Raw genomic sequence first — 16,221 nt, 5'->3', positions numbered from 1 at the left:
GCCCGGCCGCAGGTTCAGTCAAGCAGGCAATAGGTGTCCAGTTTGCCGGAGGCCGCCATGGCCTCATAGGCTTCCAGCTCTTCGGCTGTGTCCACTTCCAGCCACCCGTTATCCACCAGGCAGGCCTGTACCGGCCACCCGGCATCGATCAGTCCCTGCACCAGGCTGGTCATGTACATGTTGTCGAAATCCTTGCCATCATAGCGGGCCTCTCGGTCGAGCCCGTCGAAGAATGCCTTGAACGCCGCCACCTGGTCACCACGGATCTTTACCAGGCCCATGTATTGAGCCTGGACCTGGTCATAGCTTTCAGGTTTCTTGCCCAGCTCCGTAACCTGTCCCATGTCGTCCATCCGGAAGGTTTCGGCGTCATCCAGCGGCTCATCCATGCGCAGTTTCCAGAGTCGTCTCCACGCCCGGTCCGCGGCCAGGCAGACCGGAGCATCGCAGTCGAGCACCGCCTGCAGGACACGGGGCTCATAGACAATATCCCCGTAACTGATCAGCAGGTCTTCGCCATCCAGCATCCGGTCACGGGCCGCAAACAATGTCAGCACCATGTTGGTCTGGTCAAAGCGCGGGTTAATCACTATGTCACTACCAGGAGCGTCCAGGTCACTCGCCCGGTAGCCACCAATAACGGTGATGTCGGACTCAACGCCGCAACGGGCCATGGCGGCCAACTGTCGGTGGAGCAAGGGTTTGCCTGCAAGCTCTACCATGCACTTGGGACGGTCATTGGTGTAGGGACGAAGCCGGGTACCCTGCCCCGCCGCCAGAATCAGTGTCTGCATAAACCTTCTCTGAAAATTCGGTTAAAAAGTGCCTTGTCTGCCTCCCGGAAAGGGGTCTCCCGCTCCGGGTGCCACATAATGCCTGCCCAGGGGAGGGAGTTGTGGGTAAAGGCCTCGATATAGCCATCTTCACTGAAGAGCTGGGGGATCAGTTCAGGGGCAAGGCCGCCAGCCGGCACACCCCAGTCGTGGAAACTGTTGACCTCCGTGAAGGCGTCGAAAGCGGTTTCCGATGGCGTACCCTGGAGCCGATGACGAACAGCGGTGTGCCCCGTGACGGGCTCGAGGCGACCACCGATCCAGTGGTTGAGCATCTGCATGCCCCGGCAGACCCCGAGCACCGGAATCCGTCGGGAGCGGGCCAGGGACAGACATGCCGCTTCCGTCAGATCCCGTTCCCGGGCCTGGTTCCGGCCGTCGACCAGGACCGAAAGATCATTGCCACCGGTCAGTACCACGCCGTCCACGCCCTGGCCATCCAGCCACTGCTCCGGCGACCGCAGGTTGTTGGGAACCGGCAAGGCCACCAGCCCCAGCTCCTCCAGGAAGGGGGCCCACTGCTGATCCAGGCAGTCACGGCGTTCGCCGTGGGAGGCAACGACCTCCACCCGCTGGGTAATGGCAATCCGCATCAGTGAACCACCTCCAGCCGCTTGTTGGCCGGATCGAGCTCCACTACCGCAGCACCCGCCAGGCGGGCATACCGCGCCTCACCAATACCAATGGCCGCGGGCAATCCAAACTCTGCAGCGCGGATCGCCATATGGGAATTGGCGCCACCATACAGGGTTACCAGGCCCGCAATGCCATGGCCGAAGAGCCAGTCGTATCCCGGGTCAGCCTGGGGAATCAGGACAATGCGACCGGCCAGCGACGGGCGTTCTGCTTCGGCCGCCAGTCCGTCCGATGACAGGTCCACGCATTCCGCCTGAACCCGGCTGGCGCCAATATAATTGGCATGGCTATCCGCAAACAAAAAGCCCTGAAAGTCCTCCTGGCAGGTCAGCAATGGCGGCAGCTCCACCAGGGCCGCCCCCCTTGCCGCCTCATGTCCCTCTTCCGCCTGCTGTGCAAGCCAGCGCCCGACATCGTTCACTTCCGCGGTGCCCGCCCTCAGCGCTGAAAGGGCTTCGACAGGAATACGGGCCATCTGCTCGCGGTCAATACCATGGCCAGCGCCAAACTCCGCCAGGCAGTCCAGCGCCAGTGAAAGATGGCGGGTAAACTCGAACTTTGCCAGCTCACGACCTTCAATCGCGCCGCGCAGAAACCCCTCCACCAGCCCGGGTTCGGAGGGCAAGCCTGACTGTGCCAGGGCGTCCAGAAACGTATTGCGCTCAGCCTGCCATAGATCCGGGGTCGCCTGGCTGGCCCGGCCCGATGCACCATGACCGCCACGCTCCACCACCGGACGCAAGTAGGTATCCGGCAACTCTCCGTAGCTGGCCGAGGTAATATCGTAGGTGCCCGGGCGCAGGTGCCCCCAGGTTTCCACCAGCTCCGCAAAGGATCGCTTGCCTTGCCGAACCAGCTCCGCATCCTCGGTAAACCGGTGAGACACAGTGCGGATCGACTGCATGAAAGCTTCCTTCGCCGCCCCCGACAGTGCACCCTCGGACACCGCTGAGCGCAATAACGTCACCGCCACAAAGGCACTGCGGGCCAGGTGTGAGAACGTACAGGTGCCATACCGCCGACACTCCTCCAGCAATGCCAACGCCTTGTCCAGGGGCGGCAAGGAAGTCCCACGCAACCGCTCGAAGCGCTGCCGGAACCCATCCACAGCGGCCAGGTCAGCCTCCGTTCTGTGAAATGCGGCGGTGGTTATGGCTCTTAGGCCCTCAGACAACTCGTCAAGCTCTCCGACACTGAAGGCCCCATGGGTTTGCAGGCGCTCGCGCCAGTGCTGGAAGTCAAGCGAGTAACAGGTAGGCACGACCTCGAACTCAACCTTGTCATGCAAGTGGGGATGGGCCTGCAGCCAGTCCAGGTAGAACTCCACCAGCCGCCCCGCCAGGTCATCGCTCAGGGTGGCCGGAACAAAGGAGTTAAAGCTGGCGCGAATATCAATATAGGGGTGGCCTGCAAACTGGACCAGTAACGGTTGCGGGCGCACATCCCGGTAACCGTATTCAGCCCTTTGCCGGGCCCAGACATCGTCAAGGATCAGGTAACGGTACAGGCTTGCGGCCAGGCGACCTGGCCGGGTGCCAATAATCTCGGCTGGATTCCAGTCCGGCATCACGCCAAACATCGTCCTGCGACCGACCAGGAAAGGACCGGGCGCCTGCAGCTCCGCAAAGCGTGCCTGTGCCCGCATCATGGCCTCTTCGGCCGCATCGGCGCTGTCCAGTTCATGCTGCACCGCAATGGGACGCACCTGGAGGATATGGATCAAACCGCCTTCGGAAATGGCAAATTCGATATCCAGCGAATCGAAATCCAACAGCGACTCTACCTCCCGCAACGCGGGTATCAGGCCTGCCAGGTTATCGGGGATATTGCGGTGTTCGTCCGGGGCGCTGCGGTGGAGAAAAAGTGTCTTGTGCTCCCGGCTTGAGCCGCTGGTGATGGATTCGGTACTGCGAGTGATATCGTCGTAGTTAACCACATAGTAAGGCGCGCCGGTGGCGAGTACACGTGTGAACGCCACACCGCTGGCGACCACACTCTCCAGCATCGGCTGCACCAGCACCTGGTTTTCCGGGTGTCCATCCGGGTAGGACGCAATCACCTTATCAATCGCAGCACTCAACGCCTGCGCCGACGCCCGCTCAATGTTCAGCAGGCTGGTATAGGCGCCGGCGTTGGACACACCAAACCCATCCTCCGACAGTGCGCTGCTGCGCACAACCAACCGGTCGGAATCAGCAAGGCGGCGGGAAATGTCTGAGAGAATATCAGATGGATTTTCCTGCCAGGCTGACACCGTGAAGCTGACCTGGTCCTCAATACGACTGCAACTCACCATCCCCTGTAGCCGATGCAGGGTCTGGGCCTTGGTTCCCAGGATGAAACGGCTGAGATCACTGGGGTCATTGAGTTCCGCCCAGTCGCCAGCCACGTCCACGGCTTCCGTGGAAAAGCCCCTGACCCGCAAGTATTCCACCAGCTGCGAAAGGCTGCCGCTGCGGAAGGCCCCGGGGAGCTGGTCCCGGTGCTGGTCAAGGTATGCCACAACCCGGGGCGACAGCTTCACCAACCCCACAAATTCCGCATCCGCCAACTCCGGTAAAATATCACGCCCCAGCCGGGTCACCTGGGAACCGTGAAGATTGACCTTTTCACACCGGACAAGGTCGTCGCCTGTGCGGTCCACCCGCGACCGCCAGTGGGTGTCCACCAGCATAGCGATATCGGCGGTATTGTCAGCCAGCGCGCCCACAGACGACTGACGAAACAGAATGTCGGCAAAGGAAACATAGTGGGTGAAACGGTCATTCAGTGGCGCTTCCAGCAGTGATGCCGCAGCGCCGGTAGTTGCCCAGTTGGGGTTAACCACATAGTGGAGGTCAGGGTAGCACTGGGCCACCTCATCCAGCTGGTAGCCACCGACAAAGTGAACCTCCGGTTGCGCACTGGCCATGGCATGCAGCAACCAGTCCAGAACCCGCCGGTGGCCAGTCGTGCCCCTCAGAACGCTGTGCTGCTCGCCACGAAACGGCTTGCCGGCACCGAGGATGATCAGGCGGTTATTTATCGCCTTCCCGGAGGTATTCACCACAAACTCACCCACCTTTCTGCTCAATGAGGGATACGACAGAGTCAATTCCCTCAAGTTTTAACAATGCGCCAGCAAAGTCATGGTCGGACTCACTCCAGCGTCTCAGGAACACGAAGTCCAGCCCGGCCCGGGTCGCCGCTTCGATGTCATAGCGGCTGTCACCCAAAAACAGCGCAGGCTTGCGTAGAACACCAGACTGGATTGCTCGTAACAGGATTTCGTCCTTGGTATCCGGGCTACCATAGATGCCCCCGTCAAAGTATTCCGCCAGACCACGCTCTGAGAACACCGCCCGCAGCTCAGCCTGGTCACCACCGGAAACCACCAGCCAGGAGGATCGCGGCGTCAACGCCCGTAACCGCTCCAGCCCTTGTGCCACCTCGCAGGACAACAACCCTTCCCAGACATAGCCCGCGTAACACTGAAGCAAGGTGTCGAGTTCTTCCTCATCCACCTGTTCACGGCCGACAATATCGGAAAGGAAGGTCCTGAACTTGATGTAGCGGGAGATTCCGCCATTGCTGATATGGTAGTCGACCAATGCCCTGGCCTTGTCCGTGCCGTAGGGCTCCGCGGCGCGATAGAACGCATCGGTTTTGACCCGGTTCGAATGCAGCAACACACCGTCACAATCAAATACCCAGGTGGAATACGCTTGCAGTGACGACATAGTTTCTCCGGTCAGTGGTGACGGCAAGGACCTCGGCCCGGCCACGTCAGGGCACCTGCCGCAATTGTGGCAGGTATTTCAGGGCAGAGGTATGGACACAGCCCAACTGGGCCGGGAAAGGCTGATCCATCAACATGGCGATCGCAAAGCGGTGACAGCCCGCTCCGGAAAATATCGGCTCGCCTTCCGGACCCAGATGCATGAGTATGCCGCCCACCTCACGATAGTTGTCCGGATCCAGCTCCTGCCGTGAAGGAAAGCGCCCACGTTGCAGCACATCCTCCCGGATACCGTCCAGGTTATCAAAACGGGCCTGGACATCCGCCGGCGTCCGGCAATGGTCGGTAACGCCCGTGGGTGAAACGGCAATACGGCTGAGCATGAACTCGATGGCACCAGCCTCTTGCCAGTCCTGGCCGTCGCGCCAGTGATTCCAGCAATAGGTCAGCTTTGGGTGGTTCTCAAAAGGCTGCTCCAGCTCAGAGGGCCATTGCCGAATAACCTTGCCCGACATCTGCCGGACCCGCGAGCCCAGGTGCTTCGCCAGGTCTGCGGCCTCGATATAACGATGACATGCGGACGGCTGGATCCATACCCGCTCGGCATAGCGCGGAGCCCGTGCACCATAGCGGAGCCGGTTTAAGGCATCAATCCAGACAGCCCGAAGCTGGTATTTCAGAGACAAGTTACGCCCTTATATCACGCGTGGTTTACTCACGCCCAAAAAACAGTCGGTTGGTTTCCCGGATCATCCGATCCATCCCGAATTCTGATTCGATCCAGGACCGAAGCTCGCTTTCATCAAACCGCTGTTCGCCCCGGATCAGTGAATCAATCGCAGCGGCCATGGCTTCGATATCATCGATATCGACCAGCACGCCATAACGGCCATGCCCCAGCAATTCCTCGCTACCGGGCACCCGCGTGGAAACCACAGGCACCCCATGACTCAGGGCTTCATTCAGCACATTCGCCATGCCCTCATTGCGGGAGCACAACAGGAACAGGTCGAGCCCCTTGAAGAAACGGTGCATGTCCTTTCGGTAACCAAGAAAGTGGATGCGACGGGATTCCGGGCGTTGCTCGATAGCCGAGCGGATCTCCTGCTCGAACTCGCCTTCACCGGCATGGACTACGTGAACATGTTCCGGCAACCTCGCCAGTATGTCCGGCAACTGGTCGAAGCCTTTCATGGGGCTGAACCGCCCGGCACAACCCACGATGACCGACTCCTGTGGAAGATCGAACATGCTGCGGAAGTCCAGGGAATCTGCTTCTACGGATGGTCTGGCAAAACCGTTGTAGACCCGTACCACGTTACCTTGGTCAAAGAACCTCGGGTACTTCAGCATATCCTCCCGGAGCGAGTCACTGTTGACCATCAGGATCGCCCTGAATACCCGGAAAATGAGGAAGAACTTCACCGGACTTTTCACCCGACGGGCAATCCCGAGGTAAAGGACAATGCGATCAACCCCTGCAAGCCTTGCCGATAGCGATACCAGCCACCAGTCCTTCTTCAGGGCCGCAAAGACCACGTCCGGCCGCAACCGGCGCAGGATCCTCACGTAACTGGCAACAACGAAAACGTTGAAGTCGCCCCCACGGGACTTCACCTCAATCACCGAGACATTCTCAAGGCCATCAAACCGGTCTGCGAAGTAGCCCTTGAGCAAAACCACATAGACCTTCACCCCACTTTCCCCAAGAAAGCGGGCACGCAGCAGGACGTTTTTCTCGATGCCTCCCCAAACCGTGGAGGGACAGAAAAGTACGGCTGTTTTCATCAATGCCTATCCCTTTTTCGGCCACGTAGCTGACGTTTCAGATTTCGACGCGCAAAACTCAGGTTCTCAAGCCTGTGGGCGATCTGCAGCCACAGGGACCCGCTCTCCTCTGGCGTCAGGTGATGCCGGGCTTCAGGGCAGCTTCGCAAAAAACGGTCCAGTTCCCGAGCTTTCTGAAGCCGAGGAAAAACCCTGGGCCGCTTCAGGCGGAAATCGATAAACACTACCTCACCATCATCACTGATCAGGAAGTTAGCCAACTGGGCATCCGAACGCAGATACCCCTGACTGTGTAAAACTCTCAGAGCCCTGAGAACCGCGGGGGCATCCTCACCGTTTGGTCGGCGCCCCTCAATAAATCGGTAACAGACAAACGAATCTGTCACCATGCCATAATGGCGCAACTCACCGGCAATCAGCGGCTCAGGAGCTTGAAGACCCAGCCCTGCCATGCGCTCCAGGTGCCGGAAAGTCCTCAGGGCATCGCTACCGCGAAACAAGCTGAGAAGGCGCTCCCACCGGCGCCGGTTTCGAGCTCTTGGGACTTTGAGCAAAAGTGTATGTCCGCCGACCCGAACCCGGGCACTCAGGGTTCGCCAGTTATCCCGGAAGACCTGTTCCCGCTCAACAGCTCCATCACGGATAGCCTCACCCAAAGCCAAAGCCGTATCCTCACCCTCTGTCGAGAGCAGCCGCCAGGGGCCGAGATAATAAAGCCGGGAAGTCATCAGAAAAGGGCCCGGTTTACTGCGCCGTACGCCTTTTGCAGCTCCTTCAGGTAGCCTGCCAGGTCAAGCTTCATAACATATTCAAAGCGCGCGTCGCCCTGTATAAAGCCGTTCGACCATAGCCGATGCATAATCCTGTACTGCAGAACCGGGTCGTGGGTCTTGATGAAAGAGCGGGTATAGTCGGTTTCCTCATTACCCGCTTCCCGGTATCCGGCAAACCTTCCCGAGGACAACATAAGGTCTGTATTGAACACACAGATCGTTGAAGGCCTGAATCGCAATAAGTCCAGCAGGGCATTTGGCCCTGCGTTCAGGTGGGTATCAGGCAAAAACCATTGCAGGGATGTCAGTTGTCTCAGGTTGGCCGGGGCGGGGCGGAAACGGGAGCAACCTTTCCCGTTATGGCAAACGCCCCAGCGCAGCTCCGAAAACACCGGCGCAAAGTCAGACTCAGCAAGTGTCTTCGACTGAGCGTTATTGTAATAACTGACGTCAACCCGCTTGCCCTGAAAGCGCGGATCACGTCCCCGGTTACCGCCCCGGTAACCGAACTTGACCACCACATCGTAACCGTCAATGTCAGGGCCGGACTCTACCTCCGAAGCCACGGGGCCCACCACCGCAATACTGCTGCCCTGGATGAGGTGACCGAACTCAGGGTCAGCAGGAGAATCCCCCCAGAGAAGACCGTCGGCGTCACCTTCATGGCCGCCCGACATCAATCCTGAAAACCAGCGCACCTGCGAACAGCGCTGGGGCGCGCAGCCTGACGATTCCATCCTCTCTAACCACTCAGCTGCCCTGTCGTACTTTCCCTGCTCGAGACTGGCGTAACAGGCCATTGTCAGTTCAGACAGCCTTGCCTCAGGAGCCGAGGCATCCTGTATCATCCGTAGCACCGCCTTGTCGCGGAGAGTGGCTGCCGGCTGAAAAAAGCCCAGTCCTATGCAGAGTCTGAACAAATCAAGCCAGCCAGAAGCTGGCAGCAGGGATGTGTCCAACGAGGCGGCACGGGCCTCGACGCTTTCAATATCACCCGCAGCAAGTTCTGGGCGACGTGCAGCGCTGACTTCCAGTAGTTCCCGCCAGAAGGCCTGCAGCGATTCAGACATGGGGTATCCAAGTCGACGAAAAGCTTTGTTCAGGCGCGCCAACGCGGCGTGTTCTGGCCGGCACACTGCGCTGTCCTGAACATAGCCATCCTTCAAAACATGGTAACGCCACCAACGGTCGCTACGTTTTCGACGATCAGTCAGATAACCAAGCATGCTGAGTCACATTGCGTATATGGACTGCGTAGGCAGCTCATGTCGGGTTGGTGTCACCGCCAGCAACTCCCGTGCACCGGTTGTTGACTGATATTGCGTCAGCAAGTCTTTCATTTCACGGGTGCGCGGGTCATCAGCACTGTACCCGTCAAAACCGGCAAGAAGCACTCTGGCGGACTCTCCACTGGCAGCAATAGCCAAGGCATAGGCAACTACCAGTGAGGTCGGCAAGGTGCAAGATCGTTCACCGAAAACAAAGGTTCCCGCCTCTACCTGCAAACCAAAATCCAGGACCTTCTTGTTGGCAAGTGATGTCCTGAGATCATCGCTCAGAGCTGACCAGGGGGTGATAAGGGGCTGTGGCAAACGAGTGTGCGCCTGATGATCGGCGAGCAACCTGACCGGGTGACACGCCACGCGATAATCGATCAGGGCGGAATCCACTTCTGCCTGAGTGTTTAGCGCAATAACGACGGGGTTAGTTCTGCGAATAAAGCGTTCAATGGCTCCACGGTGGCGACGCACTCCAGGTCCCGTGCCAAGCAGCAAAATTTCCCGGCCTCGCAAAACCTCACTCGGGTACCAACTGCCGCCCTCTGATTCCCTGTAGAAGTGCCTTGCCGTATCCAGGGCATCAAAACTGAACTTCTTGCCGCCATTAATCCTGAGGTGCTCGATAACAGCCAGCACATCCTCCTCACTATATCGGGAGTCACTCAGCATTTCCTGGATATAGGTCGGGTGAATGCCGTAACGGCCCGCCAGATAATAGTAAGGATTGGTTCCCCAACCGTAACGCTCCTGCATTGGACGAAAGTCTGTCTTTATTACCTGCATGAGGGGGACGATTGATATCGTCGTCCCCCTGGCGCTAGCGACTTCAATTGCCAACTCCTCGGTGCGGGCGTTTCCGGGGCCGCGGCCCATACCGGTCACGGTGGAGTCGACCCAGGTGACCCCGGCATCCATCGCCGACAGCGTGTTCTGCAACGCCATACGCAGGTTATCGTGGGTGTGAATTCCGATCTCGCCCTTCCAGTGACGTCTGAGCCAGGACACAATTTCGCAGGTTTGCTGCGGCCCCATACTGCCCAGACTGTCAGCAAAGTAGAGAACATCAACCGGATACCCTGCACAAGCCCGGGCCAGGGCCTCGACCTCAGATTGCTCACGGTCGGCCACCTGCATCAGGTTGAACCCGACCCGATAACCCCGATCCCGGAGCCAGAGACTTGCTGCAAGGGCTTCTTCAAATTCGTGGACATGGCAGGCAATACGAACCAGGTCAACCGGGGAATCATCCGATCTGGCCGGAAACAGTGAAGCCAGAGGGCCTGATACCGGACCAGCGCCAATCAGCTCGGAGGCATTTACCATTACCCCAATACTCAGGGTAGCGGGCAACGGTAAGCTGGCCAGGAACTCATCGGTGGTGTAAGCACAGGCGCCTCTGAAGCCGTCTCTGCGCAGAGACCGAAGCCCCATTTCAACGACATCGACACCAACGGCAGACATCGCCGCGAGATAGCGCTCGATCAGTGCGGGGTCGAAATCCCAGTCGTTGTAATAGCCACCATCCCTCAGTGTACAGTCCAGCAGGGTATACTTCGCAGAACTCATGCGCTTCTCCTAGGTCTGTCCGACACCGGCAGCAAGCATCGCCTCGGCGATCAGGAAGTCATCTTCCCAGTCGATGTCAAAACCCTGGATTTTATCCAGCACGTACTTGAAGGGGCGTTCGCCGATCCTGTCTCCGGACGACCGATACACCTCTGAAGGGGCGAGAAAAACTGCACTGTTCACCTCGTAAAGCGGCTCCAGTGTCTGGGTGCGAGGCCACTTTTCGATACCCCTGTCATAGTTGACAGGTCCGTTCTTATCCCACAGAAACCCCCGAATCTCCGTAACCGACATCAGCGAGTCATAACCTTCTTCCCGTCGCCGCAGGTACTCTTCAATCATTTGATCGTAAGCTTCTGCATTAAGGAACGGAGAAGTCACATGAGTCCATAGAATATCGCCGTCAGGAATCTGCCCACCTGCGTATTCAATCAACTGGTCCGTACTCGTGCTGCTCGCGGCTAGTGCATCATCCCGTTCCCGGATCACAAGCCTTTCATCATTCACCGTTTTTGCGTAGCGGATGATATCCGGATCATTGGTTGACAGGAGGACCTGGTCTATCTGACGACAGGCCAGCAGTTGACGAAGCTTGATCTCGAGCAGCCCGAATTGCCGGCCTGCGATAGGCCGGATATTTTTCCTGGGTACCCGCTCGCTACCTTTCCGGCAGGGCAAAAAACAGGTTATCGTCAAAGCTCGCTTCTCCCATTCCTGGGCGCCAGAGTTATAAAACCACCGTGCACACGATGTTTAAACAGAATGTGCATCAGGAGCCCCCTCATCTGCACGCTCCTCAGCCTTGAGCGTACCCCAGACAAATACCACCACGAAGAGAAACATCATTACCCCGATGTTTCGTTCCAGCATGCTTTGTGTCAGGTTGACAGCCCCATGCAGCATCAGGAACAGCGCACCAGCAAGTCCCACTGCCCGAACTGCGGGTGATCCGTGCCGGGCTTTCTTCAGAAAGAGGAAAAACGGGACCAGCAACAATGCCAGGTATGATACCAGCCCAACCAAGCCGTAACGGGCCATATTGTCGATATACTGATTATGAAGGTGGCGATAACGGGCAACATTTTGGTGGACCTCGCCTGACCCGGCCATCGCGTCCACCTTAGTCTCGATGCCACTGGGCCCGATGCCGATGAGCGGGTTCTCGCTGAATGCCGCGAGTCCAGCCTTGTACATATCCAGCCGTAAGCCTACCGAGGTATGATTTACGCCTTCCTCGAAATAGCCTTCGACTTGCTGACCGGCAATGATTGTACGCTCCCGTACCACGTCAACTGACACCATTACGGCGACCAGCAGCCCCAAGGCTGCAAGAATTATTGGAATCAACCACTTCTTGTCCAGAATCCGATCGCGATAAGCAAACAAAATGACCGGAACAATCAGGGGAATCGCAACCCAACCACTACGGGTCCCTGATAGAAAAGAGGCAACCAAACCTCCAGCCAGACCGCAAAGGAACAGGACATTCCAGAGGAATCTGTATCTTTGACGAGATGCCCAGGCCAGGCCGGCCAGGGAGAGACAGCTTAGAGCTAGCGCTCCGTTTCCATAATGAATGGGGTTATCAAAGCTCTGCAGGCGCGCAGCACCTCCGAGCCCCCACCGGTACAAGGCGAAGCCACCCGTCAGGGCGCCACCCAGGCCCACCGCGAAAAAAAAGGTGTTTGCCCGAACCGGCACCATGAGAAGGAACATCAGTACAAGCGACGCGCCCAGATAGCGGGTGGACAGATCGAACTCAGAAAGCCCTTCTCCATGCATCATTAGTAACAAGGCCTGAAGAAGGAAATAGCCAAAGAGCGTAGCGATCAGCAGCCAGCTTTCCCTATCTACCCTAGTGCGGAGGCTCGACCAGCCAAATATCAGGGCAACCAACGCCATCAGTAAGAGAATGGCAGGCCCCATATCGTACGCCCACGCCGTTAACACATAGAAAACAAGGTACGATCCCATCGCTGCAATCGTCACCCAGGACACGAATACCCGTAGTCTACTTTCAAACACCGGCCACACCTCTAATTCCGGGTACATCTGCGCACAGATTGTTCCTGATAAACAACAAAATCACCTTCGAGACCACCAACGACCACCGAGACAGACACCAGGAATGGAATTAGCTACGGCGATCACGGCCTGACTCACCTTACCCATGGTACTCGTTAGCGAGGGATTGCCACAGCGCGGTGCGTCGCGGCGATGTTACCTGGGTGATACGTTTGGCAACAGATCTATGTAAACGATCGAGATTCCGATTGCGCCAACTTCCTCCAGAATCCGCGAGCCGCAACCGGCACCGATCAAAATCAATAAGATAAACCTCACCACCAGCCACCAGAACGTTGTCACAGTTCAGGTCCACATGGTCCAGCCCTGCGTCGTGAAAACGGCGAATCGTCCGCCCCACCTCACGCCAAAGCCCTTCATCCTGCAGGTTATCCACCTCCGGGAGGGGGACCGCGCCAGGAATGCGGCGGATCAGGATGGCCGCCTCGTAAAAGAGGCCATACCGTTTAGCTCTGGCGGCTATGGGGTCGGGAACGGGCAGGCCCTGGTCATACAGTCGCCTGAGCAGTTGGTATTCCCGATACGAACGGGTCCGCTGCCAGCCGGTAAACACATACCGACGCTCCGACAACCGCGCTATCAGACCTCCCCGGCGATACTGGCGCAATACCATTTCGCCCTGATCGGTATCCACGAACCAGGCGCTGCCGCGGCCGCCCGCGGATACCGGCCTGGCCTGGCTTCCCCACCAGTCGGGATCAAGCCAGTTCCCGGAAACCCCTGGACAGGCAGGATTTGTAATCAGCATCAGACAACCTTCAAGACAGGCCCTGCCGATTCGGCACAGACGACACCAGCGGCAGTAGGCTAGAATGGGGCGCAGTTTAGCAGGAGCCATGCCAACGGCTCCACCTGTTAAAAACCGAACAGTCACGAGTGGGCCCTTGATCAACTCCATCTGCATCCTCCGTCTTTCTGCCATTGGCGATGTTACCCATGTGATTCCTGTCGTGCTCAGTCTCCAGGAACAGCTGCCCGGGGTAAAAATCACCTGGATCATCGGCAAGCTCGAGGCAAGGCTGATCGGTGACCTGCCCGGCGTGGAGTTTATCGTTTTCGACAAGAAGGCGGGACGCAAGGGGTACCTGGACCTGCGCAGGAAACTCAAGGATCGGAAGTTCGACGCGCTGCTGCACATGCAGGTGGCGTTCCGGGCCAACCTGGCCGCTGCCCTGATTCCGGCAAGGGTCAAGATCGGCTACGACCGGGATCGGAGCAAAGACCTGCACGGTGTGTTCGTGAACCGCCGGATTGCGCCGGCACGCCACCAGCATGTCCGGGACTGCCTGGCCAGTTTCCTGGAACCCCTGGGCCTTGAGGCCGCACCTCCCCGCTGGCAAATCCCACTCAGTGAATCGGACTACGAGTTCGCCCGCGCCCACCTTGCGAGCGACCGCCGCAACCTCGTGATCAGCCCCTGCGCCAGCCACACCCTTCGCAACTGGCCCGCCGAACGATACGCCCGCCTTGCAGACCACGCCATCCGACAGCATGGGATGAAGGTCATACTGGTGGGCAGCCCTGCACCGTTCGAGGCCGAATACTGCCAGGCGATAGAAGCCAGCATGGAAGAAGCTGCCCACAACATCTGCGGCCAGGATACGCTCAAGCAGCTAACCGCCCTGCTTCAGCAGGCCGACCTGGTGGTCGCCCCGGATACCGGCCCGGCCCACATCGCCAGCGCCATGGGCACCGACGTACTGGGCCTGTTCGCCGCCAGCAACCCGAACCGGTCCGGACCCTACAATTCCCTGAAATGGTGCGTAAACCGGTATCCGGAAGCCCTGAAGAAGTTCACAGGCAAAACCGTGGAGGAGGCCCGCTGGGGAGCCAAGGCAGAGTACGAGGGCGCGATGGAGTTGGTGACGGTAGAGGATGCGACGGCGATGCTGGACCGCTGGGTGGCTGAACAGCGTTGATATTTTTGGCCACGAAATCCACTAAAACCACGAAAAGAAAATATTAAATTTGCCACGGACACTCACGGACGGCCCCTGGCGGGGCCATAAAATTACAAAGGGAACAATGTTCTTGTCCGTGAGCGTTCGTGAGTGTCCGTGGCTGAAAAGCTTTTATTTCGTGGTTTTAGTGGATTTCGTGGCCAAAAGAATCACTTCCGGGCGGTATAGTCCTGGTAAGACTTCTCCTCCACAAACCGCGAGCCCAGTGCCAGGTTCACGTCTTTCTTGATCGCCGCCCGCTTGTCATTGGTCACATAGACCGCCCGAGCCAGCTCAATAAATTTAGGACCGAAATCCTGGGCCGCTTCCTGGTCACGGATATCGTCCTCGATCACCCACAGCTCTTCGTTAACGGCCTTGAGTTGCTTACGCAGTTCAGCAATGTCAGCCGCTTTCTCACCAATAGCCTCATCCCAGGTCTTGCTGAGCTCATCCAGCTCAAGCCGCACGTTTTTCACCTTGGTTTCGTCCTTGATGCGCTCGGACTTGATCTCAAGGATGGTGATCTTGTCCAGCACCTCGCCAAAGGAAACGGGAACCTTGATAACGTCTGCCATGGTCTTGGTCCTTTGAAAAAAGAAGTTCAAAAATAACAAAACCGCCGGGCTGAAACAGCCAACGGCGGTCAGGGGTAATGCCTGTGAATCAGCCTTTAACCAGCGTCAGCCACTCCTGATGCTGGGGCAGCTTGCCCTTCACCGCATCGAAATACAGGCCCTGCAGCTTCTCGGTCAGCGGGCCGCGCTTGCCTTCGCCAATGATGCGGCCGTCCAGCTCGCGAATCGGCAGCACTTCGGCTGCGGTGCCGGTGAAGAAGGCTTCATCAGCGATGTAGACTTCGTCACGGGTGATGCGGCGCTCTTTCACCGGGATTCCCTCTTCCTTGCAGAAGTCCAGGATGGTCTGTCGGGTAATGCCTTCCAGGCAGGACGTCAGTTCCGGGGTGTGCAACACACCGTCGCGATAGATAAAGATATTCTCGCCAGAGCCTTCGGCCACGTAGCCTTCGTTGTCGAGCAGCAGGGCTTCTTCCGCTCCACCCGAGATAGCTTCGTTAAGGGCCAGCATGGAGTTAATGTAGTTGCCGTTGGCCTTCGCCTTGCACATGGTGATGTTCACATGGTGGCGAGTATAGGAGGACGTCCGCACCTTGATACCCAGCTCCTTGGCCTCCGGCGACATGTAGGACGGCCAGCTCCAGGCAGCGACCATCACGTGCACCTGCAGGTTGTCGGCGCGCAGGCCCATACCCTCGGAGCCCAGGAAGACCATGGGGCGCAGGTAGGCTTCGTCCAGGTTGTTCTCACGAACAGCCGCACGCTGGGCTTCATTCAGCTCATCCTTGGTAAACGGCATCTTCATGTTCAGGATATGAGCCGAGCGAAACAGCCGATCGGTGTGCTCTTTCAGCCGGAAGATGGCCGGGCCCTGGTCCGTATTGTAGGCCCGCACGCCCTCGAAACAGCCCAGGCCATAATGCAGCGTATGGGTCAGGACGTGGGTCTTGGCTTCCCGCCAGGGAACCATCTCACCGTCCAGCCAGATCAGGCCATCGCGATCAGCCATTGACATTGTTCTTAC

The 16,221-nt window shown here is 58.3% G+C and carries 15 protein-coding genes; 1 reads left to right on the top strand and 14 read right to left on the bottom strand.

The features are described 5' to 3' along the window. Positions 1 to 14: 14 nt before the first annotated feature. From BM036_RS10025 to BM036_RS09970, 12 genes are all read right to left on the bottom strand, one after another. A complete protein-coding gene (locus BM036_RS10025) occupies positions 15 to 794 on the bottom strand; it encodes a phosphocholine cytidylyltransferase family protein (protein WP_091851217.1) in 780 nt (259 codons plus the stop codon). Then, entirely contained in the window at positions 782 to 1,426 is a 645-nt protein-coding gene (locus BM036_RS10020) for a gamma-glutamyl-gamma-aminobutyrate hydrolase family protein (protein ID WP_091851214.1), read from the bottom strand. Before BM036_RS10020 ends, BM036_RS10025 begins: the two co-directional genes overlap by 13 nt. Then, positions 1,426 to 4,530: a PEP/pyruvate-binding domain-containing protein gene (locus BM036_RS10015; protein WP_245742561.1), complete on the bottom strand. Its 3,105-nt coding sequence runs from the start codon at positions 4,528 to 4,530 to the stop codon at positions 1,426 to 1,428. Before BM036_RS10015 ends, BM036_RS10020 begins: the two co-directional genes overlap by 1 nt. Continuing rightward, the gene (locus tag BM036_RS10010; RefSeq protein WP_091851209.1) at positions 4,523 to 5,188 is read right to left on the bottom strand and encodes an HAD family hydrolase; all 666 of its coding nucleotides are present in this window, start codon (positions 5,186 to 5,188) and stop codon (positions 4,523 to 4,525) included. The genes BM036_RS10015 and BM036_RS10010 overlap by 8 nt, the downstream gene beginning before the upstream one ends. 46 nt (positions 5,189 to 5,234) lie before the next feature. Beyond that, positions 5,235 to 5,873, bottom strand: a complete 639-nt coding sequence (locus tag BM036_RS10005; RefSeq protein WP_091851206.1) for a hypothetical protein — start codon at positions 5,871 to 5,873, stop codon at positions 5,235 to 5,237. 25 nt (positions 5,874 to 5,898) lie between these two features. Then, positions 5,899 to 6,975, bottom strand: a complete 1,077-nt coding sequence (locus tag BM036_RS10000) for a glycosyltransferase (RefSeq protein WP_091851203.1) — start codon at positions 6,973 to 6,975, stop codon at positions 5,899 to 5,901. Beyond that, complete coding sequence (locus BM036_RS09995; protein ID WP_091851200.1) at positions 6,975 to 7,703, bottom strand: hypothetical protein; 729 nt, start codon at positions 7,701 to 7,703, stop codon at positions 6,975 to 6,977. Before BM036_RS09995 ends, BM036_RS10000 begins: the two co-directional genes overlap by 1 nt. Further along, entirely contained in the window at positions 7,703 to 8,818 is a 1,116-nt protein-coding gene (locus tag BM036_RS09990) for a hypothetical protein (RefSeq protein WP_091851197.1), read from the bottom strand. The genes BM036_RS09995 and BM036_RS09990 overlap by 1 nt, the downstream gene beginning before the upstream one ends. A gap of 162 nt (positions 8,819 to 8,980) precedes the next feature. Then, positions 8,981 to 10,594, bottom strand: a complete 1,614-nt coding sequence (locus tag BM036_RS09985; RefSeq protein WP_091851194.1) for an aldolase catalytic domain-containing protein — start codon at positions 10,592 to 10,594, stop codon at positions 8,981 to 8,983. 9 nt (positions 10,595 to 10,603) lie between these two features. Then, a complete protein-coding gene (locus tag BM036_RS09980) occupies positions 10,604 to 11,290 on the bottom strand; it encodes an acylneuraminate cytidylyltransferase family protein (RefSeq protein ID WP_091851191.1) in 687 nt (228 codons plus the stop codon). A 57-nt stretch (positions 11,291 to 11,347) separates the two neighbouring features. Continuing rightward, positions 11,348 to 12,646 carry an O-antigen ligase family protein gene (locus BM036_RS09975; protein ID WP_091851188.1) on the bottom strand — a complete coding sequence of 433 codons (1,299 nt, stop codon included), beginning with the start codon at positions 12,644 to 12,646 and terminating at the stop codon, positions 11,348 to 11,350. Positions 12,647 to 12,758: 112 nt separating this feature from the next. Continuing rightward, positions 12,759 to 13,427: a 3-deoxy-D-manno-octulosonic acid kinase gene (locus tag BM036_RS09970; RefSeq protein WP_177186041.1), complete on the bottom strand. Its 669-nt coding sequence runs from the start codon at positions 13,425 to 13,427 to the stop codon at positions 12,759 to 12,761. A gap of 139 nt (positions 13,428 to 13,566) precedes the next feature. Between BM036_RS09970 and BM036_RS09965 the strand changes: the two genes are divergently transcribed. Then, a complete protein-coding gene (locus BM036_RS09965) occupies positions 13,567 to 14,598 on the top strand; it encodes a glycosyltransferase family 9 protein (RefSeq protein ID WP_091851451.1) in 1,032 nt (343 codons plus the stop codon). Positions 14,599 to 14,789: 191 nt separating this feature from the next. Here BM036_RS09965 and BM036_RS09960 read toward each other — a convergent pair whose 3' ends face one another. Both BM036_RS09960 and BM036_RS09955 read right to left on the bottom strand, forming a co-directional pair. After that, positions 14,790 to 15,197 (bottom strand): DUF6165 family protein, encoded by a 408-nt coding sequence (locus BM036_RS09960; RefSeq protein WP_091851182.1) that lies wholly within the window; start codon positions 15,195 to 15,197, stop codon positions 14,790 to 14,792. Between the two features lie 88 nt (positions 15,198 to 15,285). Then, positions 15,286 to 16,212: a branched-chain amino acid transaminase gene (locus tag BM036_RS09955; protein WP_091851178.1), complete on the bottom strand. Its 927-nt coding sequence runs from the start codon at positions 16,210 to 16,212 to the stop codon at positions 15,286 to 15,288. Positions 16,213 to 16,221: the final 9 nt, after the last annotated feature.

The organism is Marinobacter segnicrescens (assembly GCF_900111555.1).
Classification (GTDB): domain Bacteria; phylum Pseudomonadota; class Gammaproteobacteria; order Pseudomonadales; family Oleiphilaceae; genus Marinobacter; species Marinobacter segnicrescens.
This window is presented reverse-complemented; position numbering and strand designations above follow the sequence as displayed.

Bases quoted from the DNA above. Each gene is read 5' to 3' on its own strand.
- BM036_RS09955 (WP_091851178.1), bottom strand. From the start codon at position 16,212: ATGTCAATGGCTGATCGCGATGGCCTGATCTGGCTGGACGGTGAGATG.
- BM036_RS09975 (WP_091851188.1), bottom strand. From the start codon at position 12,646: ATGTACCCGGAATTAGAGGTGTGGCCGGTGTTTGAAAGTAGACTACGG.
- BM036_RS09990 (WP_091851197.1), bottom strand. From the start codon at position 8,818: ATGTCTGAATCGCTGCAGGCCTTCTGGCGGGAACTACTGGAAGTCAGC.
- BM036_RS10000 (WP_091851203.1), bottom strand. From the start codon at position 6,975: ATGAAAACAGCCGTACTTTTCTGTCCCTCCACGGTTTGGGGAGGCATC.
- BM036_RS09995 (WP_091851200.1), bottom strand. From the start codon at position 7,703: ATGACTTCCCGGCTTTATTATCTCGGCCCCTGGCGGCTGCTCTCGACA.
- BM036_RS09960 (WP_091851182.1), bottom strand. From the start codon at position 15,197: ATGGCAGACGTTATCAAGGTTCCCGTTTCCTTTGGCGAGGTGCTGGAC.
- BM036_RS10020 (WP_091851214.1), bottom strand. From the start codon at position 1,426: ATGCGGATTGCCATTACCCAGCGGGTGGAGGTCGTTGCCTCCCACGGC.
- BM036_RS10010 (WP_091851209.1), bottom strand. From the start codon at position 5,188: ATGTCGTCACTGCAAGCGTATTCCACCTGGGTATTTGATTGTGACGGT.
- BM036_RS09970 (WP_177186041.1), bottom strand. From the start codon at position 13,427: ATGCTGATTACAAATCCTGCCTGTCCAGGGGTTTCCGGGAACTGGCTT.
- BM036_RS09985 (WP_091851194.1), bottom strand. From the start codon at position 10,594: ATGAGTTCTGCGAAGTATACCCTGCTGGACTGTACACTGAGGGATGGT.
- BM036_RS10025 (WP_091851217.1), bottom strand. From the start codon at position 794: ATGCAGACACTGATTCTGGCGGCGGGGCAGGGTACCCGGCTTCGTCCC.